The following is a 24,523-nucleotide window of genomic DNA, read 5'->3' on the forward strand; positions in this document are numbered from 1 at the left end:
AACGACACCCAAGCACCCCGGCTCGTCAGCAGCCGGAGGGTGCCGAGCCGCGGGTTACCCAGGGGCGCGGGGAACTGCGCGCCAAGCCCCCACCGGCCCGCAGCCGAAACGACACCCAAGCACCCCTCACCCCTCACCCCGCACCCCTCACCCCCGGAGGGTTTCGGGAAGGGGCGGGGTGGGGGAGGCCTCCCCGGGCCCGGAGCCGGGCCCGGCGGCCCCGGACCCGGCACCCGCCCCGGGCTCCGCCCCGAACCACGCCACCCCCACCGCCCCCCCGACCGCCAGCACGAACCCCGCCACCGCCAGCCACCCCAGCCCCGCCCGGGACGCGTCGCCCAGCCACAGCACGCCGATCGCGCCGGGCAGTACCGTCTCGCCCACCACCAGCGCCGCCGTCGCCCCGTTCACCGAGCCGATCTGGAGCGCCACCGTGTGCAGGTACATCCCGCCCGCCCCGGCCACCCCGATCGCGTAGAGCGCGGGGTCCGCGAGCAGGCGGCCGACGTCGAAGGGGTCGACGCCGTTCAGGACGCGTACGCCGACCCCGAGCGCGCCGAAGCCCAGGCCCGACAGCAGGCCCGCCGGGATCGCGGCCCGGGCGCCCAGCAGGCGTACCACCACCGCGCCGCCCGCCATCAGCACCACCGACACCACGAGCAGCCACCAGTGCGTGGCCAGGGGCGTGTGGCCGCCGCCCTCCGCGCCCGCCGCCGTGGCCAGCAGCACCAGGGCGGAGCAGACCACCGCGATGGAACCCCACTCCGCCCGGCTCAGCCGCAGACCCAGCAGCCGTACGCTCAGCACCGCCGTGATCACCAGGTTCGCGCTGATGACCGTCTGGGACAGGAACAGCGGGAGCAGCCGCGCCGCCAGCGCGCCCAGGGCGAAGCCCACGAAGTCCAGCACCGTGCCGACCATGAACTCCCAGGTCAGCGCCGCCTTCGCGGTGGAGGACAGGCTGGGGCCGCCGTGCTGGGTGCGGGCCGTCGCCGCCGCCTCGCGGCGCGCGGACCTGCGGGAGCCGACGGCTTGCAGGACCGAGCCCGTGCCGTAACAGATCGAGGCCGCGATCGCGGTCAGTAGGCCGATCAGCACCAGAAGCTCCGTTCAGGGGGTGGGGGGACATTCCGCTCCTCAGCAGCAGACGTTCTCCGCCCCTTCCGCGTTGCCCGATGTGATCCATCCCGTACCGCCGCCGGCCGCGTCCCTCACGCCGACAGCCGCGCCAGCGCGTCCGCCGCCTCGTCCACCGAGTCCACCAGCGTGATCCGCGCCGCCATCGGGCGGCCCTCGGCGAGCGCCTGGAGCAGCGGCCACGCCGGCAGGTGGCGGGTCCAGTGGTCCCGGTCCACCAGCACCATCGGCGTCGGCTCGCCCCGCGAGCCGTAGTAGTTCGGGGTCGCGTTGTCGAAGATCTCCTGTACGGTCCCGGCCGCGCCCGGCAGGAACACCACGCCCGCGTTGGAGCGGGCGAGCAGGCCGTCCTCGCGGGTGGCGTTGGCGAAGTACTTGGCGATGTGGCTGGCGAACGCGTTCGGCGGCTCGTGGCCGTAGAACCAGGTGGGGATGCCGACCGAGACCCCGCCCCCGGGATGGCGTCCGCGCACCTCGAAGGCGGCCCGCGCCCAGTCCGAGACGGACGGAGTGAACGAGGGCGCCTTGGCGAGCAGGCCGAGCGCCTCGCCGAGCACGGCGTCGGCGAGGGGTGCGGTGTACGCGCCGAGGTTCGCCGCCTCCATCGCCCCCGGCCCGCCGCCGGTGGCCACGGTGAACCCGGCCCGGGCCAGCGTGCGCCCCAGCCGGGCCGCCCCGGCGTACGCGTCGGAGCCCCGGCCCATCGCGTGCCCGCCCATCACGCCCACCACCCGTGTCCCGGCGAGGAACTCCTCCAGCGCGTCCGAGACGGAGTCGTCGTGGATGGAGCGGAGCATCGAGGCGAAGACGTCGCCGTCGGACCGGGTGCGCTGGAACCAGGCGTACGAGCGGGCGTCCGGCGTGTGCTCGTAGCCGCCGTCGAGGTCCTCGAACAGCTCGTCGGGGGTGTAGAGCAGGCCCCGGTACGGGTCGAAGGGCAGATCCGGTACGGGCGGGAAGACCAGGGCCCCGTCGGCCCGGACCTTGGTGGTGGCGTCCGGTGCCATCCGGCAGCCCAGGAAGACGGCGCCCGCGGTGTCGGCCGCCAGGAGCGCGGACGTACGGTCCGTCAGGTCCAGGGACTGCAGGCGGTATCCGGCCAGCGTGCCGCGCGCGGCCACCTCGTCGAACTCGGCGACGGACTCGATCTCCCGGTCCCGTGCGTCCGGCACCCGCTGAAAGTCTTCACTGGCCATCGGGCCACCCTAGAACGTCACCGGGCCGACGGACCGGCCGGGTGCCCGCACGGCCCGGCTCAGCCCGTCAGGGGCAGAGCCGCCAGCTCCGCGATGCCCCAGGTCACCGGGGCGAACAGGGCCACGATCGCCGCCGCGCGCAGCGCGGCCGAGGCGCGCAGCACCCTGACCGGCGCGCCCAGGCGCAGCAGCGCCTCGGTGGTGTCGCCGCGCAGGTGCCTGGACTCCAGGGCCGCGGTCAGCAGCGTCGCCACCGAGCAGCTCGTCACCAGCGCCGCGCCCAGGCCCGTGAGCGGGCCGAAGGGCTGCGGGCCCGCCCCGTCGCCGTACAGCGAGGCGGCGGCGATCGTGGCCGAGGCCACCGCGCACACCACTCCCAGCGGGCGCCCGATGCGGCGCGCCTCCTCCATCAGGACCCGCCCCGCGAGCAGCCGGGCCGCGCCGGGCCGCGCGGTCTGGAGCAGCCGCCCGCACAGATGGGTCAGGGCCGGACCCGCGACGGCCAGGCCCAGGGCGGTGAGGACCCAGCCCGCGAGGACGCCCGCGGGACTGCTGTCGGGGTGGCCCGGCATGGGGATCGCCGAGCCCGGGCCGCCCCGGCTCGCGAACGACTCGATCGCCAGGCCCGCCGTGATCAGGGTGATGCCCCAGGGCAGCCCGGAGGGGACGGAGGCGGGGGGCCGCTCCTTGCCGCGCGGGCGGGGCGGCCGATCGCGCGGGCGCAGGGCGAGCCCGGCCGCCGCCGACGCGGTCACCGGCAGCACGGTCAGCAGGGTGAGCGCGGCGGCGAGCGGCAGCGGCCGGTCCGCGGCGAGCAGCCCGGCCGCCGCTCCGTCGAAGGGCAGCCCGGTGATGTCGCCGCGCAGATGCAGATAGACGAGGAGGGCGACCGTGGAGCCGAGGGTGCAGGACACGGCCGTGGAGGCCGCGGCGATCGCGGCGAGCCGTCCGGGGCCCAGGCCCACCGCGGAGAGACCGGGGCGGGGTCGGGTGCTCGGGTCGGTACGGGCCACGGCGACCGCGAAGTGGACGGTGGCGGCGAGCGGCACCGCGCACCACAGCAGCCGCAGCACCGAGCCGCCGGGGTGCGCCACCGCGTGTCCCAGGGTGCACAGGAGCAGGAAGCCGACGCCCGCGGAGGCCGCGGCCACCAGCAGGCGGCGCAGCAGGACCAGCGGGTGGGTGCCCCGGGCTAGGCGGAGAGCGAGCACGCGGCGCGGCCCTCCGGGTCGGGGGTCCCGGCGGGAGCGGCCGCGGTCACCCGGCGCCCGTCGAGCAGCCACACCGTACGGTCGGCGTGGGCGGCGATCTTGGGGTCGTGGGTGGCCAGGACCGTGGTGATGCCGTGCGAGCGGGCCGCGGCCGTCAGGGTGCGCAGCACCTGGGCGCCCTCGGCGCGGTGCAGGGTGGCGGTCGGCTCGTCCGCGAAGAGCACCGCGGGGGAGGTGACCAGGGCGCGGGCGATCGCCACGCGCTGGCGCTGGGTGGTGGCCAGGGCGTGCGGGCGGCGGCGGGCGCAGGCGCCGATGTCGAGCCGCTCCAGCCACTCCAGGGCGGCCTTCTTGGCGGCGCGGTGGCCGATGCCGCGCAGCAGCAGCGGCAGCGCCGCGTTCTCCCAGGCGTTGAGCTCGGGCACCAGGGTGGGCTCCGGGTCGATCCAGCCGAACCGGTCCCGCCTCAGCCGCTCGCGCGAGAGCGCTCCCATGGTGTGGACGGGGGCGCTGTTGAACCACACCTCGCCCTGGTCGGGCACGAGCTGGCCGGACAGGGCGCGCAGCAGGGTCGTCTTGCCGCTGCCGCGCGGGCCCCCGACGGCCAGGATCTCTCCCTCGCGGATACCGAGGGAGACCCCGGTCAGGGCGGGCGAGCCACCGTGGGAGTGGTGCAGGGAACGTCCCCAGAGCACATCGTTGTCCGGCGGGGCCACCATGGCGTACACCTCGGTTCAGATCAGATTGCCTGCTCCCCCGTACGGGGGAACGAAGGCAGGGCCGATCGGTCACTGGGCACCGTAGGGACTCGTGCGCGCGGCTCCCGACAGCACGCGGCCCGGTGGCGCCCATCTCACTCGGATGGGGGCCACCGGGCCGGTGCGTTCAGACGAATCGCGCGGAGGGCGCGGGGACGGTTACAGCTTCGTCCAGGCCTCGGTGAGGACCTGCCGCAGGACGCCCTCGATCTCGTCGAACGTCTTCTGGTCGGAGATCAGCGGCGGGGCCAGCTGGACCACCGGGTCGCCCCGGTCGTCGGCGCGGCAGTACAGGCCGTTGTCGAAGAGCGCCTTGGAGAGGAAGCCGTACAGGACGCGCTCGGTCTCCTCCTCGTTGAAGGACTCCTTGGTGTGCTTGTCCTTGACCAGCTCGATGCCGTAGAAGAAGCCGTTGCCGCGCACATCGCCGACGATCGGCAGGTCGTGGAGCTTCTTGAGGGTGTCGAAGAAGGCGCCCTCGTTGTCGAGCACGTGCTGGTTGAGGCCCTCGCGCTCGAAGATGTCGAGGTTGGCCAGGCCCACGGCGGCGGAGACGGGGTGGCCGCCGAAGGTATAGCCGTGCAGGAAGGTGTTGTCGCCCTTGTAGAACGGCTCGGCGATCCGGTCGGAGATGACGCAGGCGCCGATGGGGGAGTAGCCCGAGGTCATGCCCTTGGCGCAGGTGATCATGTCCGGTACGTAGTCGAACTTGTCGCAGGCGAACATCGTGCCCAGGCGGCCGAAGGCGCAGATGACCTCGTCGGAGACGAGCAGCACGTCGTACTTGTCGCAGATCTCGCGCACCCGCTGGAAGTAGCCGGGCGGCGGCGGGAAGCAGCCGCCGGCGTTCTGCACGGGCTCCAGGAAGACCGCGGCGACGGTGTCGGGGCCCTCGAAGAGGATCTCCTGCTCGATCTGGTCGGCGGCCCAGCGGCCGAAGGCCTCGGGGTCGTCCTGGTGGATCGAGGCGCGGTAGATGTTGGTGTTGGGCACCTTGTGCGCGCCGGGGACCAGCGGCTCGAAGGGGGCCTTGAGCGCGGGCAGACCGGTGATGGACAGGGCGCCCTGCGGGGTGCCGTGGTAGGCGACCGCGCGCGAGATGACCTTGTACTTCGTGTGGTTGCCGGTGAGCTTGTGGTACTGCTTGGCCAGCTTCCAGGCGGTCTCGACGGCCTCGCCGCCGCCGGTGGTGAAGAAGACCTTGTTGAGGTCGCCCGGGGCGTAGTCCGCCAGGCGCTCGGCGAGCTCGACGGCCTTGGGGTGGGCGTAGGACCACACCGGGAAGAAGGCCAGCTCCTGCGCCTGCTTGTAGGCGGTCTCGGCGAGCTCGTGGCGGCCGTGGCCGGCGTTGACGACGAAGAGGCCGGAGAGACCGTCGAGGTACTTCTTGCCCTTGTCGTCGTAGATGTAGGTGCCCTCGCCCCGCACGATGGTGGGAACGGGCGCGTTCTCGTACGACGACATGCGGGTGAAGTGCATCCACAGGTGGTCGTAGGCGGTCTGGCTCAGGTCCTTGCTCACGGCTATCGGGTTCCCCACATATAGGTCTGCTTCTTCAACTTGAGGTAGACGAAGCTCTCGGTGGAGCGCACGCCGGGGAGGGCGCGGATCCGCTTGTTGATGACGTCCAGCAGGTGGTCGTCGTCCTCGCAGACGACCTCCACCATCAGGTCGAAGGAGCCCGCGGTCATCACCACGTACTCGCACTCGGCCATGGCCGTGAGCGCGTCCGCGACGGGGTCGAGGTCTCCCTCGACGTTGATGCCGACCATCGCCTGGCGCCGGAACCCCACGGTGAGGGGGTCGGTGACGGCGACGATCTGCATCACGCCCTGGTCCAGGAGTTTCTGCACGCGCTGGCGCACGGCCGCCTCGGACAGGCCCACGGCCTTGCCGATCGCGGCGTACGGGCGGCGCCCGTCCTCCTGGAGCTGCTCGATGATCGCCAGGGACACGGCATCGATCGACGTTCCCCCGCTGCGACGCGGAGCGTCTCCTTGCGGGGCGGTGGTCGGGTGACGGGGGGGCGATCCGTTACCGGTCCTGGGGTCTGCGCTTCGACTGGCCACGGAGCAACTGTGCACCCGACTCGTCTGTCTCGCAACCCCAAAGCGATGAAATTCGTTGTTCCATGACCGTGGAAGCACTGAATCCGAAGTTACTGGGCGGCAGGTCTGTCGAAAGCGACACTTCACCGACTAAGGTGGGTTGTCTCACCCATCGGACATCGGACCGGGAGGCCAGCGAAGTGACCACCGAACTGCGTCGTTTGCGCAACTACATCGACGGAGAGTTCCGCGATGCCGCCGACGGGCGGACCATCGAGGTGGTCAACCCGGCCACGGGCGAGGCGTACGCCACCTCTCCGCTCTCCGGCCAGGCGGACGTCGACGCCGCCATGGCCGCCGCCGCCGCGGCCTTCCCGGCCTGGCGCGACACCACCCCGGCCGAGCGCCAGAAGGTCCTGCTGAAGATCGCGGACGCCTTCGAGGAGCGCGCCGAGGAGCTGATCGCGGCCGAGTCGGAGAACACCGGCAAGCCGCTCGCGCTGACCGCCAGCGAAGAGATCCCGCCGATGGTCGACCAGATCCGCTTCTTCGCGGGCGCCGCGCGTCTGCTGGAGGGCCGCTCGGCCGGTGAGTACATGGAGGGCCTGACCTCCATCGTCCGGCGTGAGCCGGTGGGCGTCTGCGCGCAGGTCGCGCCGTGGAACTACCCGATGATGATGGCCGTGTGGAAGTTCGCCCCGGCGCTCGCCGCCGGCAACACGGTCGTCCTCAAGCCCTCGGACACCACCCCCGCCTCCACCGTCCTGATCGCCGAGATCATCGGCGCGATCGTCCCCAAGGGCGTCTTCAACGTCATCTGCGGCGACCGCGACACCGGCCGCGCGATGGTCGAGCACCCCGTCCCCGCGATGGCCTCCATCACCGGCTCGGTGCGTGCCGGTATGCAGGTCGCCGAGTCGGCGGCCAAGGACGTCAAGCGCGTCCACCTGGAGCTCGGCGGCAAGGCGCCGGTCGTGGTCTTCGAGGACGCCGACATCGCCAAGGCCGTCGAGGACATCGCGGTCGCGGGCTACTTCAACGCCGGCCAGGACTGCACCGCCGCCACCCGCGTCCTGGTCCACGAGTCCATCCACGACGAGTTCGTCTCCGCGCTGGCCAAGGCCGCCGCCGACACCAAGACCGGCCAGCCGGACGACGAGGACGTGCTGTACGGCCCGCTCAACAACGCCAACCAGCTCAAGCAGGTCAGCGGCTTCATCGACCGCCTCCCGGCGCACGCCAAGGTCGAGGCGGGCGGCCACCGCGTGGGCGACAAGGGCTACTTCTACGCCCCGACCGTCGTCTCCGGCCTGAAGCAGGACGACGAGATCATTCAGAACGAGGTCTTCGGCCCGGTCATCACCGTCCAGTCCTTCACGGACGAGAAGCAGGCGCTGGAGTACGCCAACGGCGTCGAGTACGCCCTGGCCTCCTCGGTCTGGACGAAGGACCACGGCCGCGCGATGCGCATGTCCAAGTACCTGGACTTCGGCTGCGTCTGGATCAACACGCACATCCCGCTGGTCGCGGAGATGCCGCACGGCGGCTTCAAGAAGTCCGGCTACGGCAAGGACCTCTCGGCGTACGGCTTCGAGGACTACACCCGCATCAAGCACGTGATGACCTCGTACGAGAGCTGATTGCCCTCGTACGTACGGGACTTGTGGTGCGGCGCCGGACGGGGTGCCGCACCACACGTGTATGCGGGGGCCGTTGGCGGTCGACAGGTTGTCGGGCCCGTCCCGTACCGCTGTACGCACCGTCCATTGCCCCGTGCGCCGGCGCCCCGGCATCCTTCCGGGGTGCGAGCCACCCCCTTGAACCCCCTGACCCGCCGCCGTCTGCTGCGCGCGCTCGGCGGCGGCGCCGCGGCGGCCGCGCTCGCGGGCTGCGGAGTGCCCGCAGCCTACGTCGCGCCCGGTGAGCGCGGAGCGCGCGACCGCTCGGCCACCGACCACCGGCTCACCTTCGCCAACTGGCCGCTGTACATCGACACCGACGAGGACGACACGTCGAAGCGGCCCACCCTCGACGCCTTCACCGAGCGCACCGGGATCTCCGTCACGTACACCGAGGAGATCAACGACAACGACGAGTTCTTCGGGAAGATCAGCCCGGCTCTGATGAACCATCAGGCGACCGGCCGGGACATCGTCGTGGTCAGCGACTGGATGGCGGCGCGCTTCGTGCGGCTCGGCTGGGTGCAGGAGATGGACCGCTCCCGCCAGCCGCACGTCGCCCGGTACCTGGACCCGCAGCTGGCCACACCGGGCTTCGACCGGGGGCGGCTGCACAGCGTGCCCTGGCAGTCCGGGATCACCGGCATCGCGTACAACAGGAAGAAGCTCGGCCGCGAGATCAAGCACACCGGCGACCTGTGGGACCCGCGGCTGGCGGGCCGGGTGACGCTGCTGTCCGGGCTCGACGAGGCGTTCGCGCTGCTGATGCGGGCCGACGGCGTCGATGTGACGCGGTGGACCGCGGACGACTTCCACCGGATGTGCGACCGGGTCGAGAAGCAGGTGCGCAAGAAGCAGATACGCCGCTTCACCGGCAACGACTACATCAAGGACCTCTCCACCGGCGATGTGCTGGCCTGCCAGGCGTACTCGGGCGACGTGATCCAGCTCCAGGCGGACAACCCCGACATCGAGTTCGTGGTTCCGGAGGAGGGCGCCGAGCTGTGGGCGGAGTCGATGATGGTCCCCAACCTGGCCCGCCACAAGGCCAACGCGGAAGCGCTGATCGACCACTACTACGACCCCGAGGTGGCCGCGGAGCTCGCGTTCTGGGTCAACTACGTCTGCCCGGTCCCGGCCGCCCGCGAGGTGCTGGCCGCCTCCAAGGACAAGGAGCGCGCCGAACTGGCCGAGGACCCGCTGGTATTCCCGGACGCGCGGATGCGCGCGCGGCTCGCGATCGCCCGGGACATCACGTCGGGGGAGCGGGTGGAGTTCGCGAAGCGGTGGAATTCGATCGTGGGGCTGTAGACGCCTCCCCGGAGATCCCCGGCGCAGATGTGAACGCGTTCAAACCGAGGCGTACGCTGCGATCATGAGCGAGCCAAAAGCTGCCCTCGTGCGGCGCATACGCCTGTGGCTGGGCGTCTTCATCGTCTGTCTCGTGCTCAGCGGGCTCACCGCGTTCCCGTTGGTGCACGAACTGCGCTGGACGCAGGGCCTGGTGCGGTCGACGCCGGTCGGGGACTGGTTCCCGGGCCTGGCGGCCTGGATCGACCGGGTGCGTCAAGGGCTCGACGCGACGGACGCGGACTACCCCTTCGTCCTCTACGGAACGGACTGGCTGGCGTTCGCGCACCTCGTCATCGCCGTCGCCTTCTACGGGCCCTACCGCGATCCGGTGCGCAACATCTGGGTGATCGAGTTCGGGATGATCGCCTGCGCCGGGATCATTCCGCTGGCGCTGATCTGCGGCCCGGTCCGGGGGATCCCCTTCTGGTGGTCGGTGATCGACATGTCGTTCGGGGTGTTCGGCGTCATCCCGCTCTGGGTCGTCCGCCGCAGGATCAAGGAGCTGGAGGCGCTCATGGGGCAGGCCGCGCCGGGGGCGCCGGGGGCGCCCGCGCCGGCGTGAGGGCCGCCCTGGCGTGAGACCCGCGCCCCGCGCGGCCGCGCCGTCAGGCTGTCGGCCGCCCGGCGCTCGTTCCGCCCCGGCCTTCCGCCAGGACCGCGCGCAGCGCGTCCAGCCGGTTGGTGGTGATCGCGTCCACGCCCTGTCCGACCAGCCGCCGCATCGTCCGCCGGGTGTCCGCGGTCCACACCGACACCAGCATTCCGTCGCGGTGGATCCGTGCCGCCAGCTCCGGACTCATCAGCCCGAAGCGGTAGTTGAGCCAGCGCGGCTTCACCGCCGCGATCAGCTCGGGGCGCGGCGGAGCCAGGGTCGTCCAGGTCAGGGCGATCTCGGCGGACGGGTCGGCCGAGCGGACCTTCAGCATGGCGGACGCGCCCGCGCAGTACGAGACGCTCTCGCCCGCACCGCACTCGCGCACCGTGGCGACCACCGCGCGCACCGCCGCGTCGGTCGCACCCGGCAGATCGATCATCAGCCGGTGCCCGCCCGCCGCCGCCAGGGCCGCGCGCAGCGTGGGCACGCCCGAGCGGGTCAGCTCGCGCACATCCTCGTACACCAGGGAGGACAGCGGGCGGTCGTGGCCCCACAGCCGCTCCAGGGTGGCGTCGTGCAGCAGGACGGGGACGCCGTCGCGGGTGAGTCGTACATCGATCTCGACCACGTCCGCGCCCCGCTCCAGCGCCGAGTGGATCGACGGGAGCGTGTTCTCGCGGACGCGGTAGGGGTCGCCGCGGTGGGCCACGGCAGTCACGGTGCGCATGGGCCCATTGTGGTCGGGCGTTACCGCGCGAGCCACCGCGCGGTGTAGTCGTCGATCTCGGCGGCGAGCCGCGTCTTGCCCGCCTCGTCCAGGAAGGACGCCTCGACGGCGTTCTTGGCGAGATCGGCCACGCCGCGCTCGTCCAGCTCCAGCAGGCGGGCGGCGACCGCGTACTCGTTGTTGAGGTCGGTGCCGAACATCGGCGGGTCGTCGCTGTTGACCGTGACCAGCACGCCCGCCTGGACCATCTCCTTTATCGGGTGCCGCTCGATGTCGGTGACGACACGGGTCGCCAGGTTGGAGGTCGGGCAGACCTCCAGGGCGATCCGGTGGTCGGCGAGGTGCTGGAGGAGGTCGCGGTCCCGGGTGGCGCTGGTGCCGTGACCGATGCGCTCCGCGCGCAGATCGCGCAGGGCGTCCCAGATGGACTGCGGGCCGGTGGACTCGCCCGAGTGCGGCACCGAGTGCAGGCCGGCGGCGATGGCCCGGTCGAAGTAGGGCTTGAACTGCGGGCGCGGTACGCCGATTTCGGGGCCGCCGAGGCCGAAGGAGACCAGGCCCGCGGGGCGGACGGCGTCGTCGGTCGCGAGCCGGGTCGTTTCGGCCGCTGCCTCCAGACCGGCCTCACCCGGGATGTCGAAGCACCAGCGCAGGACCGTGCCGAGCTCCTTCTCGGCCGCCTCGCGGGCGTCCTCGATCGCGTCCATGAAGGCGCGCTCGTCGATGCCGCGGCGGGTGGAGGAGAAGGGGGTGATGGTCAGCTCGGCGTACCGGATGTTCTGCCGGGCCATGTCGCGGGCGACCTCGTACGTGAGAAGGCGCACATCCTCCGGGGTGCGGATCAGGTCGACGACCGAGAGGTAGACCTCGATGAAGTGCGCGAAGTCGGTGAACGTGAAGTAGTCCGCGAGGGCCTCGGGGTCGGTGGGGACCTTCGAGTCCGGGTGGTGGGCGGCGAGTTCGGCGACGATGCGGGGGGAGGCCGAGCCGACGTGGTGCACATGGAGCTCCGCCTTGGGCAGCCCCGCGATGAACGGGTGCAGATCGGTCATGGTTCTTCCTCCGCGGCTGTCGGCTTCGCTCGTCGGGGATCATGTTAGGCCGGGCGGGTCGCCCGGATCCCGTGGATCGCGCCGCGGGCGGGAGCTTTAGCATGTCGGAACCACGATGGGGGAGGCCCATGTCAGACAACCGCGATCAGCCGTCCCCGGGCGCGGAGCCCGTGGACCCGTGGGCGCCGCCGGAGCGGAAGGTTCCGCTGGAGAAGCCGGTGCATGACCAGCCGACGGTGACGTCGATGCCGGCGGCGGGGGAGCAGCCCTGGGCGGGGCCCGCGACGGGGCCCGCGACGGGGCCCGCGACGGGGCCCGCGACGGGGTCCGCGGGCGGGGCGGTTCCGCCGCCTCCCACGGCGCCGGGTGGGCCCGGGGGTCCTGGGGGCCCTGGTTCTCCGGGGGGCTACGGCTACCCGGCGTATCCCGCCTACCCCGGCTACCCGGGGTACGGCCACCCCGGCTGGACCGGCATGGGCGCCCCGCTGAACGGTTTCGGCACGGCCGCGCTGGTGCTGGGGATCCTGTCGGTGGTGCTGTTCTGCCTGTGGGGCCTCGGGATCGTGCTCGGGATCCTGGCGCTGATCTTCGGGTTCCTGGGGAAGGGGCGGGCGAAGCGGGGCCAGGCCACGAACGGGGGGCAGGCGCTGGCCGGGATCATTCTCGGGGCGGTGGGGATTGTGGTGAGCGGGGTGTTTCTGGGGCTGATGATCTGGGCGGTGACGAATGATGAGGATTCGGGGGAGTCGTCGAGGTATGACGATCCGTTCGCGACGTCGCTGGTGGTGAGGGATTCCCCCACCCCGCCCCTTCCCTGAACCCTCCGGGGGTGGGTGGGGGCAAAGGGGGTCTACCCGGGGGCTACGCCCCCCGACCCCGGAGCGGGGGCTCCGCCCCCTGCACCCCCAGCGGGGCTATGGCCCGGCCCCGCCCAGCGGGGGCTCTGCCCCCTGCACCCCTGAACGAACGGGGCTCCGCCCCGGACCTTGCGGTGGGGGCTGCGCCCTGCACCCCTGGTGAGGCCCCACCCCTGCGCGCAGCTGGGCCGGCCCCGGTCACCGCCCCGAGCGGAAGCCGCCCCGCGCCCCGACGAAGCCCTCTCGCCCCAACCCCCTCAGGGGCGCGGGGAACTGCGCGACCAGCCCCCACCGGCCCGCAGACAGAACACCCCCGCCCCCGGCCGCCGCACCCCGCCGAACGCCACACAATCCCGCCCCCCAACCCCCTCAGGGGCGCGGGGAACTGCGCGACCAGCCCCCACCGGCCTGCAGACGAAAGCGCCCCCAGGACCGGCCCGCCGCAAGGCACCCCCACCGGTCCGCAGGCCAAAGCGCCCCCAGGACCGGCCCCCGCCGGCCCTACCCCGCCCCTCCCCCCAACACCCCCCGAACCTCCATCAACGCGAACCCCAGCAAGTTCTCCCCCCGCCACCGCGCCGGATCCGACGCCTCGGGGGCGTCCGCCGGGAGACCGATTCCCCAGATCCTGTCCAGGGGGCTCGCCTCCACCAGGACGCGGTCACCCGTGGTCAGCAAGTACTCCTTCAGCGGTGCGGACTGGCCGAACTTGTGGAGGGAGCCCTCCAGCACGATCCCGTACCGTTCACGCCTCCACACCTCCTCCTCGAAGCCCCGCACCAGCCGGCCCGCCTTCTTGGCCTCGGCGGGAGTCCGTGCCGCGAGGGCCGCCCGCTCCGCCTCCTCGTCGGCGAAGAGGCGGGCCTTGGCGGCCATCATCCAGTGCTCCGCCGTCGCGTAACCGACCCCGTCCACCGTGAACGGCGAGGGCCACCACTGGCTGAGGCAGCTCGGTCCGAGGGTGCCGTCACGGCGGGGCGTGTGCCCCCAGAAGTGCAAGAACTTGAGCCGTTCACCATCCTTGACCTGCGCGATCAAATTGTCGATCTTCTCCATGCACGCGAGTCTGGCATCCGCCACTGACACTCCGTACGGGTATTTACGGCAGGACCCGACACATGGTCGACAGATTCCGTCGCGTAACCAAAAGGCAACAACGGAATCACTTGTTGGTCAGATGCCGCTCTGTCAGGATCGGCACTCAAATCGAGCTGGAGCTACGGAGACCGTGAGCGAGATGGGCAACAGCAACAGCAGTCGCTTCCCGGCGCAGGACCGTTTCGCAGGCGGCGCCCAGTACATCGGCGGGCGTCTGGCTCCCGGCACCTCCGGGCGCAGGCAGGACGTCGTCGACCCCGCCAGTGGCGAGGTCGTGTACACGTACGAGCTGGGTGGGAGCGGCGACGTGGACGCCGCCGTCGCCGCCGCCAAGGACGCCTTCCCGGGCTGGTCCGGCGCCACCCCCGCCGAACGCTCCGACGCCCTGCACCGCTTCGCCGCCGTCCTCGCCGACCGCGCCGAGGAGTTCGCGCAGGCCGAGTCCCTCCAGTGCGGCAAGCCGATCAAGCTCAGCCGGGAGTTCGACGTCCCCGGCACGGTCGACAACACCGCCTTCTTCGCCGGGGCCGCCCGCCACCTCCAGGGGCAGTCCGCAGGGGAGTACTCGGGCGACCACACCTCCTACGTCCGCCGCGAGGCCCTCGGGGTGGTCGGCTCCATCGCCCCCTGGAACTATCCGCTCCAGATGGCCGCCTGGAAGGTCCTCCCGGCGATCGCCGCCGGCAACACCATCGTCCTCAAGCCCGCCGAGATCACCCCCCTGACCTCGCTGCTCTTCGCCCAGGCCGCCACCGCCGCCGGGATCCCGGACGGGGTCGTGAACATCGTCTGCGGCGCCGGGCGGGACGCCGGGGAGCATCTCGTCGGGCACCCGGACGTTGCCATGACCTCCTTCACCGGGTCCACCGCCGTCGGCAGGCGCGTCGCCGAGATCGCCACCGCCACCGTCAAGCGCACCCATCTGGAGCTCGGCGGCAAGGCCCCCTTCGTGGTCTTCGACGACGCCGACCTGGAGGCCGCCGTGCACGGCGCGGTCGCCGCCTGCCTCATCAACACCGGGCAGGACTGCACCGCCGCCACGCGCGCGTACGTCCAGCGTCCGCTCCACGACGCCTTCGTCGCGGGGGTCGCCGACCTCATGGCGACCGTCCGCGTCGGTGACCCCTTCGATCCGGCCACCGATCTCGGGCCGCTCATCAGCCACGTCCACCGCGACCGCGTCGCCGGTTTCGTCGAGCGCGCCCGCTCCTACGCCCGCGTCGTCACCGGCGGCTCGGCCCCCGCGGGCAGGGGAGCCGCGACGAACAGGGGCGCCTTCTACCTGCCCACCCTGATCGCCGACGCCGCGCAGGACAGCGAGGTCGTCCAGGCCGAGATCTTCGGACCGGTGCTGGCCGTGCTGCCCTTCGACTCCGACGACGAGGGAATCCGGCTCGCCAACGACACCCCGTACGGCCTCGCCGCCTCCGCCTGGAGCCGGGACGTCTACCGGACGGGCCGCGCCACCCGGGAGATCAAGGCCGGGTGCGTCTGGGTCAACGACCACATTCCGATCATCAGTGAGATGCCGCACGGCGGCTATGGGGCGAGTGGCTACGGAAAGGACATGTCGGCGTACTCGTTCGAGGAGTACACACAGGTCAAGCATGTGATGTACGACAACACCGCGGTCGCCGCGAAGGACTGGCACCGCACGATCTTCGGGGACCGGTAAAGCATCCGACCAGCGGCGCCGCGCCGCGTGGCGGCCGTCCGACCAGCGGCCGCCACCTCCACCCGAAAGGGCACACAGCGCATGGAGAGTTACGAGCCGGACCGCCTGTCCGGGCCCCAGCTGGCCGCCGTACAGCGCAGCCTGAGCAGCGGCCGGGGCGCCCTGACCCGCCGCTCCCTGATGCGGGCCACCGGCTTCGGCGCGCTCGCCGTCGGCGGCCTGGCGGGGCTCGCCGGCTGCGGGATCCCGGCCGCCAGGAAGGACGGCGGCCAGGCCCCGGCCTCGGACGACCACTCGGCCGAGGAGAAGGCGATCAGCTTCTCCAACTGGACCGAGTACATGGACGTCAGCGACGACAACAAGCACCGGCCGACGCTGGACGCCTTCACCAGGCGGACCGGCATCCAGGTCAAGTACACCGAGGACATCAACGACAACGTCGAGTTCTTCGGGAAGATCAAGCCGCAGCTCGCGGCCGGGCAGGACATCGGGCGCGACCTCATCGTCGTCACCGACTGGCTGGCCGGGCGGCTCATCCGGTTCGGCTGGGCGCAGAAGCTCGACGCCTCGAAGCTGCCGCACGCCTTCGCCAACCTCTCCGCGCCCTTCCGCACCCCCGACTGGGACCCGGGCCGGGCCTACTCCTACCCGTGGACCGGCATTCCGGCGGTCATCGCGTACAACGCCAAGGCGACCGGCGGCCGGACCGTCGACTCGGTGACCCAGTTGCTCGACGACCCCACCCTCAAGGGCCGGGTGGGCTTCCTCACCGAGATGCGCGACACCGTCGGGATGACCCTGCTCGACATGGGCAAGGACCCGGCGAACTTCACCGACGCCGACTACGACGCGGCGATCGGGCGGCTCCAGAAGGGCGTCGACAAGAAGCAGATCCGGCGTTTCACCGGCAACGACTACACCGGCGACCTGGACAAGGGCGACCTCGCCGCGTGTGTGGCCTGGGGCGGGGACATCACCCAGCTGCGGACCGACAACCCGGACATCAAGTACGCGATCCCGGCGGCCGGTTACATGCTCTCCAGCGACAACCTGCTGGTCCCCGCCAAGGCCCGGCACCGGGCCAACGCCGAGCGGCTGATCGACTACTACTACGAGCCGGCGGTCGCGGCCAGGCTCGCCGCGTACATCAACTACGTGTGCCCGGTCGACGGCGTACGCGAGGAGCTCACCAGGATCGACCCGGAGCTCGCCCGGAACACGCTGATCCTGCCCGACAGGGCGATGGCCGCCAAGGCGCACTCCTTCCGCTCGCTCACCAGCGAGGAGGAGACCAAGTACGAGGAGAGGTTCGCCAAGCTCATCGGCGCCTAGGCCCACGGCCCGCCCTCCTCTGCCCCCTCGTCCCTCTCCACCCCTGGGATCGCAACCCATGACTGACGACAAGAACGACGGCGGCGACGTCCGCCTCACCGGGATCAGCAAGACGTACGGCTCCTTCACCGCCGTCCACCCGCTCGAACTGACCGTCCCTCAGGGCTCCTTCTTCGCCCTGCTCGGCGCCTCCGGCTGCGGCAAGACCACCACCCTGCGCATGATCGCCGGACTGGAGGAGCCCACCACCGGGACCGTCTTCCTCGGCGACAAGGACGTCACCGGACTCCCGCCCTACAAGCGGCCGGTGAACACCGTCTTCCAGTCGTACGCGCTCTTCCCGCACCTCGACGTCTCCGAGAACGTCGCCTTCGGGCTGCGCCGCCGGGGCATCAAATCGGTGAAGAAGCAGGTCGACGACATGCTGGAACTCGTCCAGCTCGGCGACTTCGCGGGGCGCAGGCCGCACCAGCTCTCCGGCGGCCAGCAGCAGCGCGTGGCGGTCGCCCGGGCGCTCATCAACCACCCGCAGGTACTGCTCCTCGACGAGCCGCTCGGCGCCCTCGACCTCAAGCTGCGCCGCCAGATGCAGCTGGAGCTCAAGCGGATCCAGACCGAGGTCGGCATCACCTTCGTGCACGTCACCCACGACCAGGAGGAGGCCATGACCATGGCCGACACGGTCGCGGTGATGAACGGCGGCCGCGTCGAGCAGCTCGGCGCCCCCGCCGACCTCTACGAGAACCCCAGGACCACCTTCGTGGCGAACTTCCTCGGCACCTCCAACCTCATCGAGGCCGAGATCGTCGAGAAGAGCGGCGAGGACCTTATCGTCACGGCGGGCGGAGCGAAGCTGAAGCTGCCCGGCGGACGATGTCCGGCCCCCGACACCAGCGCCGGGAAGATCCTCGTGGGCGTGCGCCCGGAGAAGATCTCCCTCGCCCACCGGGACGACGAGGGCTCGACAGCGGCAGGCCGCAACCGTGTCCCGGGCCGCATCGTCGGCTCCTCCTTCATCGGTGTCTCCACCCAGTACGTCATCGACTCCCCGGCGGGCCGCGGGCTCGCGGTGTACGAGCAGAACATCGAGCGCGACACGCGGCTCGTGCCCGGTGCCGAGGTCGTCCTGCACTGGAACCCGGCGCACACCTTCGGCCTGGACGCCGCGCAGGCGATCGACGCGGGCGTGGAGAAGGTCGAGGACGCCGCGTGAGCGCCCTGACCGAGGCGCCCCTGGCCGCCGACCTCCCCGTACGCAAGGCACCGGCGCGCAAGCGCCTTGTGCCCTACTGGCTGCTGCTGCCCGGCATCCTGTGGCTGATCGTCTTCTTCGCGCTGCCGATGGTCTACCAGGCCTCCACCTCGGTGCAGACCGGCTCCCTGGAGAAGGGCTTCCAGGTCACCTGGCACTTCCAGACCTACTGGGACGCCTTCCGGGAGTACTACCCGCAGTTCGTGCGCTCGCTGCTCTACGCGGGCACGGCGACCGTACTGTGCCTGCTGCTCGGGTATCCGCTGGCGTATCTGATCGCCTTCAGGGCGGGCCGCTGGCGCAATGTGATCCTGGTGCTGGTCATCGCGCCGTTCTTCACCAGCTTCCTGATCCGCACCCTCGCCTGGAAGACGATCCTGGCGGACGGCGGCCCGGTGGTGCACACGCTCAACTCGCTGCACGTGCTCGACGTGACCGGCTGGCTGGGCCTCACCGAGGGCGACCGGGTGCTGGCCACGCCGATGGCGGTGGTCTGCGGCCTCACGTACAACTTCCTGCCCTTCATGATCCTGCCGCTGTACACGTCCCTGGAGCGGATCGACTCCCGGCTGCACGAGGCCGCCGGTGATCTGTACGCGACCCCCGCGACCACCTTCCGCAAGGTGACCTTCCCGCTCTCCATGCCGGGTGTCGTCTCGGGCACGCTGCTCACCTTCATCCCGGCGAGCGGCGACTACGTCAACGCCGAACTGCTCGGCTCCACCGACCAGAAGATGGTCGGCAACGTCATCCAGTCGCAGTTCCTGCGGGTCCTGGACTATCCGACCGCCGCCGCCCTCTCCTTCATCCTGATGGCGGTCGTGCTGGTCATGGTCACCGTCTACATCCGCCGAGCCGGGACGGAGGACCTGGTCTGATGCGCTGGCTCCGACGCAACGTCATCGTCATCGCGGGGCTCGCGACCCTCGCGTACCTGATCCTGCCGAACGTCGTCGTGATGGTGTTCTCGTTCAACAAGCCGAACGGGCGCTTCAACTACTCCTGGCAGCGGTTCTCCACCGACGCCTGGAAGGACCCGTGCGGGGTCGCCGACATGTGCGGCTCGCTCTCGCTCTCGCTCCAGATCGCCGCCTGGGCCACGGTCGGCGCGACGGTGCTCGGCACGATGATCGCCTTCGCGCTGGTGCGCTACCGGTTCCGGGCGCGCGGCGCGATCAACTCGCTGATCTTCCTGCCGATGGCGATGCCCGAGGTCGTCATGGCCGCCTCGCTGCTCACCCTCTTCCTCAACCTGGGCGCGCGGCTCGGCTTCTGGACCATCCTCATCGCCCACATCATGTTCTGCCTCAGCTTCGTGGTGACGGCGGTCAAGGCGCGGGTGATGTCGATGGACCCGAGGCTGGAGGAGGCCGCGCGCGACCTCTACGCGGGCCCGGTCCAGACGTTCGTGCGGGTCACCCTGCCGATCGCCGCCCCCGGAATCGTCGCGGGCGCGCTGCTCGCCTTCGCGCTCTCCTTCGACGACTTCATCATCACCAACTTCAACGCGGGCTCCACCGTGACGTTCCCCATGTTCGTCTGGGGATCGGCGCAGCGGGGCACGCCCGTTCAGATCAATGTCATCGGTACGGCGATGTTCGTCATCGCCGTGGTGGTGGTCGTCGCCGGCCAGCTCGTGGCGAACCGGCGCGGCAACCGTACGAAAGCCTAGGAAGCAACCGACCGAACCCTTCGAGGGAGTTGGAAGTCATGGCCGTCACCCGAGCCATGCGCAGTGCGGCAGCCCTTTCCCTGACGGACGCCCAGCCCGTCCCCTTCTGGCTGGAGGACCCGGGCAGGCCCGGGGCCCACCCCGCGCTCGCGGGCGACGAGCGCTGCGACCTGCTCGTCGTCGGCGGCGGCTACAGCGGACTGTGGACCGCGCTCCTGGCCAAGGAGCGCGACCCCGGCCGCGACGTGGTCCTCATCGAGGGCAAGGAGACCGGCTGGGCGGCCTCGGGCCGCAACGGCGGCTTCTGCGCCGCCTCCCTCACCCACGGCCTGGGCAACGGCCTGGCCCGCTGGCCGGACGAGCTGCCCCGTCTGGAGAAGCTGGGCGCGGCCAACCTCGACGCGATCGAGGAGGCCGTCGCCCGCTACTCGCTGGACTGCGACTTCGAGCGCACCGGTGAGATCGACGTGGCCACCGAGCCGCACCAGCTCGACGAGCTGCACGAGATGTACGAGGAGGCGGCCGGGCTCGGCTTCCAGGGGCTCGAACTCCTCGACCAGGACGCGATGCGGGCCGAGGTCCACTCGCCGACCTTCCTCGGCGGCCTCTGGGACCGGCGCGGCGTGGCGATGCTGCACCCCGCCAAGCTCGCCTGGGGCCTGAAGCGGGCCTGTCTCGATCTGGGCGTACGAATCTACGAACACACCCCGGGCCTGGACCTGGTGGCGGCCGGGCCGGGCATGGCGGTGCGCACCCCGTACGGGCGGATCCGCGCCGGCCGGGTCGCGCTCGGCACCAATGTGTTCCCGTCCCTGGTCAAGCGGGTGCGCGCGTACACCGTCCCGGTGTACGACTACGCGCTGATGACCGAGCCGCTCAGCGCGGAGCAGCTGGCGTCGGTCGGCTGGCGGAACCGCCAGGGGCTCGGCGACTCGGCCAACCAGTTCCACTACTTCCGGATCACCGCCGACCAGCGGATCCTGTGGGGCGGCTACGACGCGATCTACAAGTACGGGGGTAAGGTCCGGGCCGAGTACGACGACCGGCCCGCCACCTACCTCAAGCTGGCCGAGCACTTCTTCCGCTGCTTCCCCCAGCTGGAGGGGCTGCGTTTCAGCCATGCCTGGGGCGGGGCGATCGACACCTGCTCGCGCTTCTCGGCGTTCTTCGGGACGGCCCACGGCGGGAAGGTGGCGTACGCCGCCGGGTACACCGGCCTCGGCGTCGGCGCGACCCGCTTCGGCGCGGACGTGATGCTCGACCTGCTGGCGGGGGAGCGGACCGAGCGCACCGAGCTGGAGATGGTCCGCAAGAAGCCGCTGCCGTTCCCGCCGGAGCCGGTCGCCTGGGCGGGCATCGGCATCACCAAGTGGGCCCTGGCCCGTGCGGACGCCAACGGCGGGCGCAGAAACCTGTGGCTGAAGGCGATGGACCGGGCGGGTCTCGGCTTCGACAGTTGACCGTGTGACCATCGCGTTTTCAACTGGATCATGCGCTCCCCTCCGCGCGGGGGGCGCACAACCGTGATCATGGAGCGCCCCGGTTCACTACCGCCAGGTAGCGAAACCCGCGTCATAGCCGGCGCCCACCCCGCTCTCCCCCCGTGACCGCAACTCGGCGCTCACGAAAGGAAGACCGGGTGATGAACGGCTCGGGACCCAGGACAGCGGTGGAATGGCTGGCGTCGGTGGCGCCGGAGCCCGACGCCTGCCGGTGGGAGTGGGAGCGCAACCCCCTGGGGGTCGCCCTCCTCCCCGCCGGCAGGCGCTGGGACGTACTGATCCTGCCGGGCGAGCTGGGGCACCCCGCCCTGGACGTCCTGCTCAGGCTCGTCGACCGGCCGGGGCCCGTCCTCGCCGACTTCGGCGACGCGCGGCTGGGGTTCTTCGTCCCGCCGGGCACGGCCGCGGGCTGGCTCGGCACCGGGGTGCGCGGGGCCGGAGAGGGGACCTGGATCGTGGTCCCCTACCCCGGCCGGGTCAGCGGCGGGGTGCGCTGGCTCGTCCCGCCCGACGGCTCGGGCGTCCTCACCGATCCCGCGCTGCTGGAACTCGCGATGCACGAGGCGGCGGCGCACATCGCCCGGGACGGGCGGGACTGAACGGGTTGTGCCCCCACCCGACGGGCTCCTGCCGGAAGTCTTGACAAGGTCATTGGTCTGGACCACATTGTGGCGGGCTCGGCCCCATCCCCGCCATCCCCGGATCCGCTCCCACCCGCTGCCGGATCCGGTCCCCCCATGCCCGGAGGACATCGTGGACCGCACCGAAAGCCCCGCCGGCACCTCCAGACCCAGCCGACTCCTCGCCGCCCTGACGGCGGTGGTCCTCGCCGCAGGGGCCCTGGTCGCCTCCGCGCAGACCGCCCGCGCCGCCGACACCGAACTGGCGCGCAACGGCGGCTTCGAAGCCGGACTGGACGGCTGGAGCTGTACGGCGGGCAGCGGCGCGGTGGTCACCTCGCCCGTGCACGGCGGCGCCAAGGCGCTCAGAGCCACCCCGGCCGGGAACGACAACGCCCAGTGCTCCCAGACGGTCGCGGTCCGGCCCGGCTCCACGTACACCCTGAGCGCTTGGGTTCAGGGCAGCTACGTCTACCTGGGCGCGACCGGGACCGGCACCACCGACGTCAGCACCTGGACCCAGTCCGCCCCGTCCTGGCAGCACGTGCGCACCACCTTCACCACCGGCGCCGCCACCACCTCGGTGACCCTCTACACCCACGGCTGGTACGGCACCGGCGCCTACCACGCCGACGACGTGAGCCTGCTGGGGCCCGGCGGCGGGCCCGTCCAGCTCCCGGCCGCCCCCACCGGTCTGACCGCGGGCTCCGCCACCTCCTCCAGCATCGGCCTGAGCTGGACCGCCGTTCCCGGCGCCACCGGCTACACCGTCTACCAGGGCGGCGCCAAGGCCCTGTCGGTGAGCGGGAACTCGGCCACCGTCACGGGTCTGACCGCCTCCACCGCGTACACCTTCCAGGTCGCCGCCACCAACACGGCCGGCGAGTCGGCCAAGTCCGCCCCCCTCACCGCCGCCACCACCAGCGGTGGCGGAGGCAGCCCCGGTGGCGGTCTGCCCGCGCACGCGCTCGTGGGCTATCTGCACACCAGCTTCGCCAACGGCTCCGGCTACACCCGGCTCGCCGACGTCCCCGATTCCTGGGACGTGATCGACCTCGCCTTCGGCGAGCCGACCTCCGTCACCTCCGGCGACATCCGCTTCAGCCTCTGCCCGGTGAGCGAGTGCCCCGGCGTGGAGACGGCCGCCGACTTCAAGGCCGCCATCAGGGCCAAACAGGCCGCGGGCAAGAAGGTCCTGATCTCCGTCGGCGGCCAGAACGGCCAGGTCCAGCTCACCACCGCGGCTGCCCGCGACACCTTCGTCGCGTCCGTCTCGAAGATCATCGACGAGTACGGGCTCGACGGCCTCGACGTCGACTTCGAGGGCCACTCCCTCACGCTCGCCACCGGCGACACCGACTTCCGCAACCCCACGACACCGGTCGTCGTGAACCTCATAGCGGCGCTGAAGACCCTCAAGGCCAAGTACGGCGCGAAGTTCGTGCTGACGATGGCCCCGGAGACGTTCTTCGTCCAGCTCGGGTACCAGTACTACGGTTCCGGTCCCTGGGGCGGCCAGGACCCGCGCTGCGGCGCCTATCTGCCGGTCATCCACGCCCTGCGCGACGACCTGACGCTGCTGCACGTCCAGGACTACAACTCGGGCCCCGTCATGGGCCTGGACGACCAGTACCACTCGATGGGCGGCGCGGACTTCCACGTCGCCATGACCGACATGCTGCTCACCGGCTTTCCGGTGGCGGGCGACAGCGCCCGGATGTTCCCGGCCCTGCGCCCCGACCAGGTCGCCATCGGGCTGCCGGCGTCCACCAACGCGGGCAACGGCCACACCGCCCCCGCCGAGGTCACCAAGGCGCTGGACTGCCTGACCAGGAAGGCGAACTGCGGCTCGTACCAGACCCACGGGGCCTGGCCGGGGCTGCGCGGGCTGATGACCTGGTCGGTCAACTGGGACCGGTTCAACGGCGGGGAGTTCTCCCGGAACTTCGACGCGTACCCGTGGAGCTGAGCAGCAGGAGCACCCCGCACAGGCAGCCGCTCGCCAGCACGTCCAGGGGCCAGTGGTAGCCGTGCAGCACCAGACCGATGCCCGTCGCCGCGGTGAGCACGCCCGCGGTGGCGGGCATCATCCACGCGCGGCGGGAGGCGGTGCGGCGGGTGAGCAGCAGGGCCGCGCCGCCGTACGCCACCATCGCGGTGGCGGTGTGGCCGGACGGGTAGTAGCCGGTGTCGGAGGTGAGCGGGCCCGCGCGGTCGGTCCAGATCTTCAGCGGTACGACCAGGGCCGGGACCAGCGCCATCGTCACCGCCGCGAGCAGCGCGTCCCGGCGCGCACCCCGCCACACCGCGTACGCCAGGGCGAGGGCCAGCACCGGCAGGGCGACGGGCAGGGAGCCGAGGTCGGCCAGGACCTGGGCAGGGCCCTGGGGGCCGCGGCCCGCGAGCTGTCCGCCGACGCGTTCGTCCAGGCGGCGCAGCGGGCCGTCGGTGACGACCTGCCAGGTCAGCAACGCGAAGAGCGCCGTGAGGGCGGCGCAGGCGGGGAGGAGGAAAGCCGGCCGTCCCGGAACAGGGGGGGAGGTTCCGGGACAGCCGGTGCGACCGGTGTGCCGTACGCCCCGGGGGGTGTGGGGCGGACGGCCGTCCGATCGGTGAGGAGTTCCGGCGCCAGAGGCACCGGCGGTGTGCGCCAGGGCACGACCAGAACGAGGCTGAGGATGCGCCGCCCTGGAGCCGCCCGTGGTTCCCCGCGGGCGAGGTGTTTCTCTCATCTGCGGAAACCGTACGGCAGTGGGAGG

General features: G+C 71.7%; 22 protein-coding genes. 12 read left to right on the plus strand and 10 right to left on the minus strand.

The genetic code is table 11. The features are described from left to right. Window positions 1-147 precede the first annotated feature (147 nt). The 6 genes from ACZ4MU_RS27850 to ACZ4MU_RS27875 form a co-directional block, all read right to left on the minus strand. Complete coding sequence (locus ACZ4MU_RS27850) at window positions 148-1,098, minus strand: hypothetical protein (RefSeq protein ID WP_467881752.1); 951 nt, start codon at window positions 1,096-1,098, stop codon at window positions 148-150. Window positions 1,099-1,211: 113 nt separating this feature from the next. Next, window positions 1,212-2,333, minus strand: coding sequence for an LOG family protein (locus tag ACZ4MU_RS27855; protein WP_467881754.1), 1,122 nt, complete (start codon window positions 2,331-2,333; stop codon window positions 1,212-1,214). A 59-nt stretch (window positions 2,334-2,392) separates the two neighbouring features. Beyond that, entirely contained in the window at window positions 2,393-3,544 is a 1,152-nt protein-coding gene (locus tag ACZ4MU_RS27860; RefSeq protein WP_467881755.1) for a hypothetical protein, read from the minus strand. Further along, window positions 3,526-4,263 (minus strand): ABC transporter ATP-binding protein, encoded by a 738-nt coding sequence (locus ACZ4MU_RS27865; RefSeq protein ID WP_467881757.1) that lies wholly within the window; start codon window positions 4,261-4,263, stop codon window positions 3,526-3,528. The genes ACZ4MU_RS27860 and ACZ4MU_RS27865 overlap by 19 nt, the downstream gene beginning before the upstream one ends. 198 nt (window positions 4,264-4,461) lie before the next feature. Beyond that, the gene (locus ACZ4MU_RS27870; protein WP_467881758.1) at window positions 4,462-5,841 is read right to left on the minus strand and encodes an aspartate aminotransferase family protein; all 1,380 of its coding nucleotides are present in this window, start codon (window positions 5,839-5,841) and stop codon (window positions 4,462-4,464) included. Then, a complete protein-coding gene (locus ACZ4MU_RS27875) occupies window positions 5,826-6,386 on the minus strand; it encodes an Lrp/AsnC family transcriptional regulator (RefSeq protein WP_467881760.1) in 561 nt (186 codons plus the stop codon). Before ACZ4MU_RS27875 ends, ACZ4MU_RS27870 begins: the two co-directional genes overlap by 16 nt. 164 nt (window positions 6,387-6,550) lie before the next feature. On the opposite strand from ACZ4MU_RS27875, the gene ACZ4MU_RS27880 reads away from it, so the two are divergent. From ACZ4MU_RS27880 to ACZ4MU_RS27890, 3 genes are all read left to right on the plus strand, one after another. Next, the gene (locus ACZ4MU_RS27880) at window positions 6,551-7,990 is read left to right on the plus strand and encodes a gamma-aminobutyraldehyde dehydrogenase (protein WP_467881762.1); all 1,440 of its coding nucleotides are present in this window, start codon (window positions 6,551-6,553) and stop codon (window positions 7,988-7,990) included. Between the two features lie 186 nt (window positions 7,991-8,176). Further along, window positions 8,177-9,340 (plus strand): polyamine ABC transporter substrate-binding protein, encoded by a 1,164-nt coding sequence (locus tag ACZ4MU_RS27885; RefSeq protein ID WP_467881862.1) that lies wholly within the window; start codon window positions 8,177-8,179, stop codon window positions 9,338-9,340. 64 nt (window positions 9,341-9,404) lie between these two features. Then, window positions 9,405-9,944, plus strand: coding sequence for a hypothetical protein (locus ACZ4MU_RS27890; protein ID WP_467881764.1), 540 nt, complete (start codon window positions 9,405-9,407; stop codon window positions 9,942-9,944). Between the two features lie 43 nt (window positions 9,945-9,987). On the opposite strand, the gene ACZ4MU_RS27895 is transcribed toward ACZ4MU_RS27890, so the two are convergent. Beyond that, entirely contained in the window at window positions 9,988-10,704 is a 717-nt protein-coding gene (locus tag ACZ4MU_RS27895) for a glycerophosphodiester phosphodiesterase (protein WP_467881766.1), read from the minus strand. A gap of 20 nt (window positions 10,705-10,724) precedes the next feature. Next, window positions 10,725-11,756, minus strand: coding sequence for an adenosine deaminase (locus ACZ4MU_RS27900; protein ID WP_467881768.1), 1,032 nt, complete (start codon window positions 11,754-11,756; stop codon window positions 10,725-10,727). Window positions 11,757-11,884: 128 nt separating this feature from the next. Here ACZ4MU_RS27900 and ACZ4MU_RS27905 point away from each other — a divergent pair, with 128 nt between their 5' ends. After that, entirely contained in the window at window positions 11,885-12,574 is a 690-nt protein-coding gene (locus tag ACZ4MU_RS27905; protein WP_467881770.1) for a DUF4190 domain-containing protein, read from the plus strand. 540 nt (window positions 12,575-13,114) lie between these two features. On the opposite strand, the gene ACZ4MU_RS27910 is transcribed toward ACZ4MU_RS27905, so the two are convergent. Then, window positions 13,115-13,669, minus strand: a complete 555-nt coding sequence (locus tag ACZ4MU_RS27910) for an NADAR family protein (protein ID WP_467881772.1) — start codon at window positions 13,667-13,669, stop codon at window positions 13,115-13,117. 181 nt (window positions 13,670-13,850) lie between these two features. Between ACZ4MU_RS27910 and ACZ4MU_RS27915 the strand changes: the two genes are divergently transcribed. The 8 genes from ACZ4MU_RS27915 (at window position 13,851) to ACZ4MU_RS27950 (ending at window position 23,733) form a co-directional block, all read left to right on the plus strand. Next, window positions 13,851-15,386 carry a gamma-aminobutyraldehyde dehydrogenase gene (locus tag ACZ4MU_RS27915; RefSeq protein WP_467881864.1) on the plus strand — a complete coding sequence of 512 codons (1,536 nt, stop codon included), beginning with the start codon at window positions 13,851-13,853 and terminating at the stop codon, window positions 15,384-15,386. An 81-nt stretch (window positions 15,387-15,467) separates the two neighbouring features. Then, window positions 15,468-16,718 (plus strand): polyamine ABC transporter substrate-binding protein, encoded by a 1,251-nt coding sequence (locus ACZ4MU_RS27920; protein ID WP_467881774.1) that lies wholly within the window; start codon window positions 15,468-15,470, stop codon window positions 16,716-16,718. Between the two features lie 58 nt (window positions 16,719-16,776). Next, window positions 16,777-17,931: an ABC transporter ATP-binding protein gene (locus ACZ4MU_RS27925; protein WP_467881776.1), complete on the plus strand. Its 1,155-nt coding sequence runs from the start codon at window positions 16,777-16,779 to the stop codon at window positions 17,929-17,931. Then, on the plus strand, window positions 17,928-18,848 hold the full coding sequence (locus ACZ4MU_RS27930; RefSeq protein ID WP_467881778.1) for an ABC transporter permease: 921 nt from the start codon (window positions 17,928-17,930) through the stop codon (window positions 18,846-18,848). The genes ACZ4MU_RS27925 and ACZ4MU_RS27930 overlap by 4 nt, the downstream gene beginning before the upstream one ends. After that, a complete protein-coding gene (locus tag ACZ4MU_RS27935; protein WP_467881780.1) occupies window positions 18,848-19,642 on the plus strand; it encodes an ABC transporter permease in 795 nt (264 codons plus the stop codon). The genes ACZ4MU_RS27930 and ACZ4MU_RS27935 overlap by 1 nt, the downstream gene beginning before the upstream one ends. 38 nt (window positions 19,643-19,680) lie before the next feature. Beyond that, on the plus strand, window positions 19,681-21,102 hold the full coding sequence (locus ACZ4MU_RS27940; protein WP_467881781.1) for an NAD(P)/FAD-dependent oxidoreductase: 1,422 nt from the start codon (window positions 19,681-19,683) through the stop codon (window positions 21,100-21,102). Window positions 21,103-21,284: 182 nt separating this feature from the next. Further along, window positions 21,285-21,743: a hypothetical protein gene (locus tag ACZ4MU_RS27945; protein ID WP_467881783.1), complete on the plus strand. Its 459-nt coding sequence runs from the start codon at window positions 21,285-21,287 to the stop codon at window positions 21,741-21,743. Between the two features lie 154 nt (window positions 21,744-21,897). Continuing rightward, entirely contained in the window at window positions 21,898-23,733 is a 1,836-nt protein-coding gene (locus ACZ4MU_RS27950) for a chitinase (RefSeq protein WP_467881785.1), read from the plus strand. On the opposite strand, the gene ACZ4MU_RS27955 is transcribed toward ACZ4MU_RS27950, so the two are convergent. Beyond that, the gene (locus ACZ4MU_RS27955) at window positions 23,684-24,235 is read right to left on the minus strand and encodes a phosphatase PAP2 family protein (protein ID WP_467881786.1); all 552 of its coding nucleotides are present in this window, start codon (window positions 24,233-24,235) and stop codon (window positions 23,684-23,686) included. The two genes, ACZ4MU_RS27950 and ACZ4MU_RS27955, sit on opposite strands and share 50 nt — an antisense overlap. Window positions 24,236-24,523: the final 288 nt, after the last annotated feature.

The organism is Streptomyces sp. NPDC026377, assembly GCF_055567715.1.

What these genes read in the sequence shown, in the direction of transcription:
- ACZ4MU_RS27855 (WP_467881754.1), bottom strand. Translation starts at nt 2,333, where the DNA reads ATGGCCAGTGAAGACTTTCAGCGGGTGCCGGACGCACGGGACCGGGAG.
- ACZ4MU_RS27865 (WP_467881757.1), bottom strand. Translation starts at nt 4,263, where the DNA reads ATGGTGGCCCCGCCGGACAACGATGTGCTCTGGGGACGTTCCCTGCAC.
- ACZ4MU_RS27890 (WP_467881764.1), top strand. Translation starts at nt 9,405, where the DNA reads ATGAGCGAGCCAAAAGCTGCCCTCGTGCGGCGCATACGCCTGTGGCTG.
- ACZ4MU_RS27895 (WP_467881766.1), bottom strand. Translation starts at nt 10,704, where the DNA reads ATGCGCACCGTGACTGCCGTGGCCCACCGCGGCGACCCCTACCGCGTC.
- ACZ4MU_RS27900 (WP_467881768.1), bottom strand. Translation starts at nt 11,756, where the DNA reads ATGACCGATCTGCACCCGTTCATCGCGGGGCTGCCCAAGGCGGAGCTC.
- ACZ4MU_RS27905 (WP_467881770.1), top strand. Translation starts at nt 11,885, where the DNA reads ATGTCAGACAACCGCGATCAGCCGTCCCCGGGCGCGGAGCCCGTGGAC.
- ACZ4MU_RS27910 (WP_467881772.1), bottom strand. Translation starts at nt 13,669, where the DNA reads ATGGAGAAGATCGACAATTTGATCGCGCAGGTCAAGGATGGTGAACGG.
- ACZ4MU_RS27915 (WP_467881864.1), top strand. Translation starts at nt 13,851, where the DNA reads ATGGGCAACAGCAACAGCAGTCGCTTCCCGGCGCAGGACCGTTTCGCA.
- ACZ4MU_RS27920 (WP_467881774.1), top strand. Translation starts at nt 15,468, where the DNA reads ATGGAGAGTTACGAGCCGGACCGCCTGTCCGGGCCCCAGCTGGCCGCC.
- ACZ4MU_RS27925 (WP_467881776.1), top strand. Translation starts at nt 16,777, where the DNA reads ATGACTGACGACAAGAACGACGGCGGCGACGTCCGCCTCACCGGGATC.
- ACZ4MU_RS27935 (WP_467881780.1), top strand. Translation starts at nt 18,848, where the DNA reads ATGCGCTGGCTCCGACGCAACGTCATCGTCATCGCGGGGCTCGCGACC.
- ACZ4MU_RS27940 (WP_467881781.1), top strand. Translation starts at nt 19,681, where the DNA reads ATGGCCGTCACCCGAGCCATGCGCAGTGCGGCAGCCCTTTCCCTGACG.
- ACZ4MU_RS27945 (WP_467881783.1), top strand. Translation starts at nt 21,285, where the DNA reads ATGAACGGCTCGGGACCCAGGACAGCGGTGGAATGGCTGGCGTCGGTG.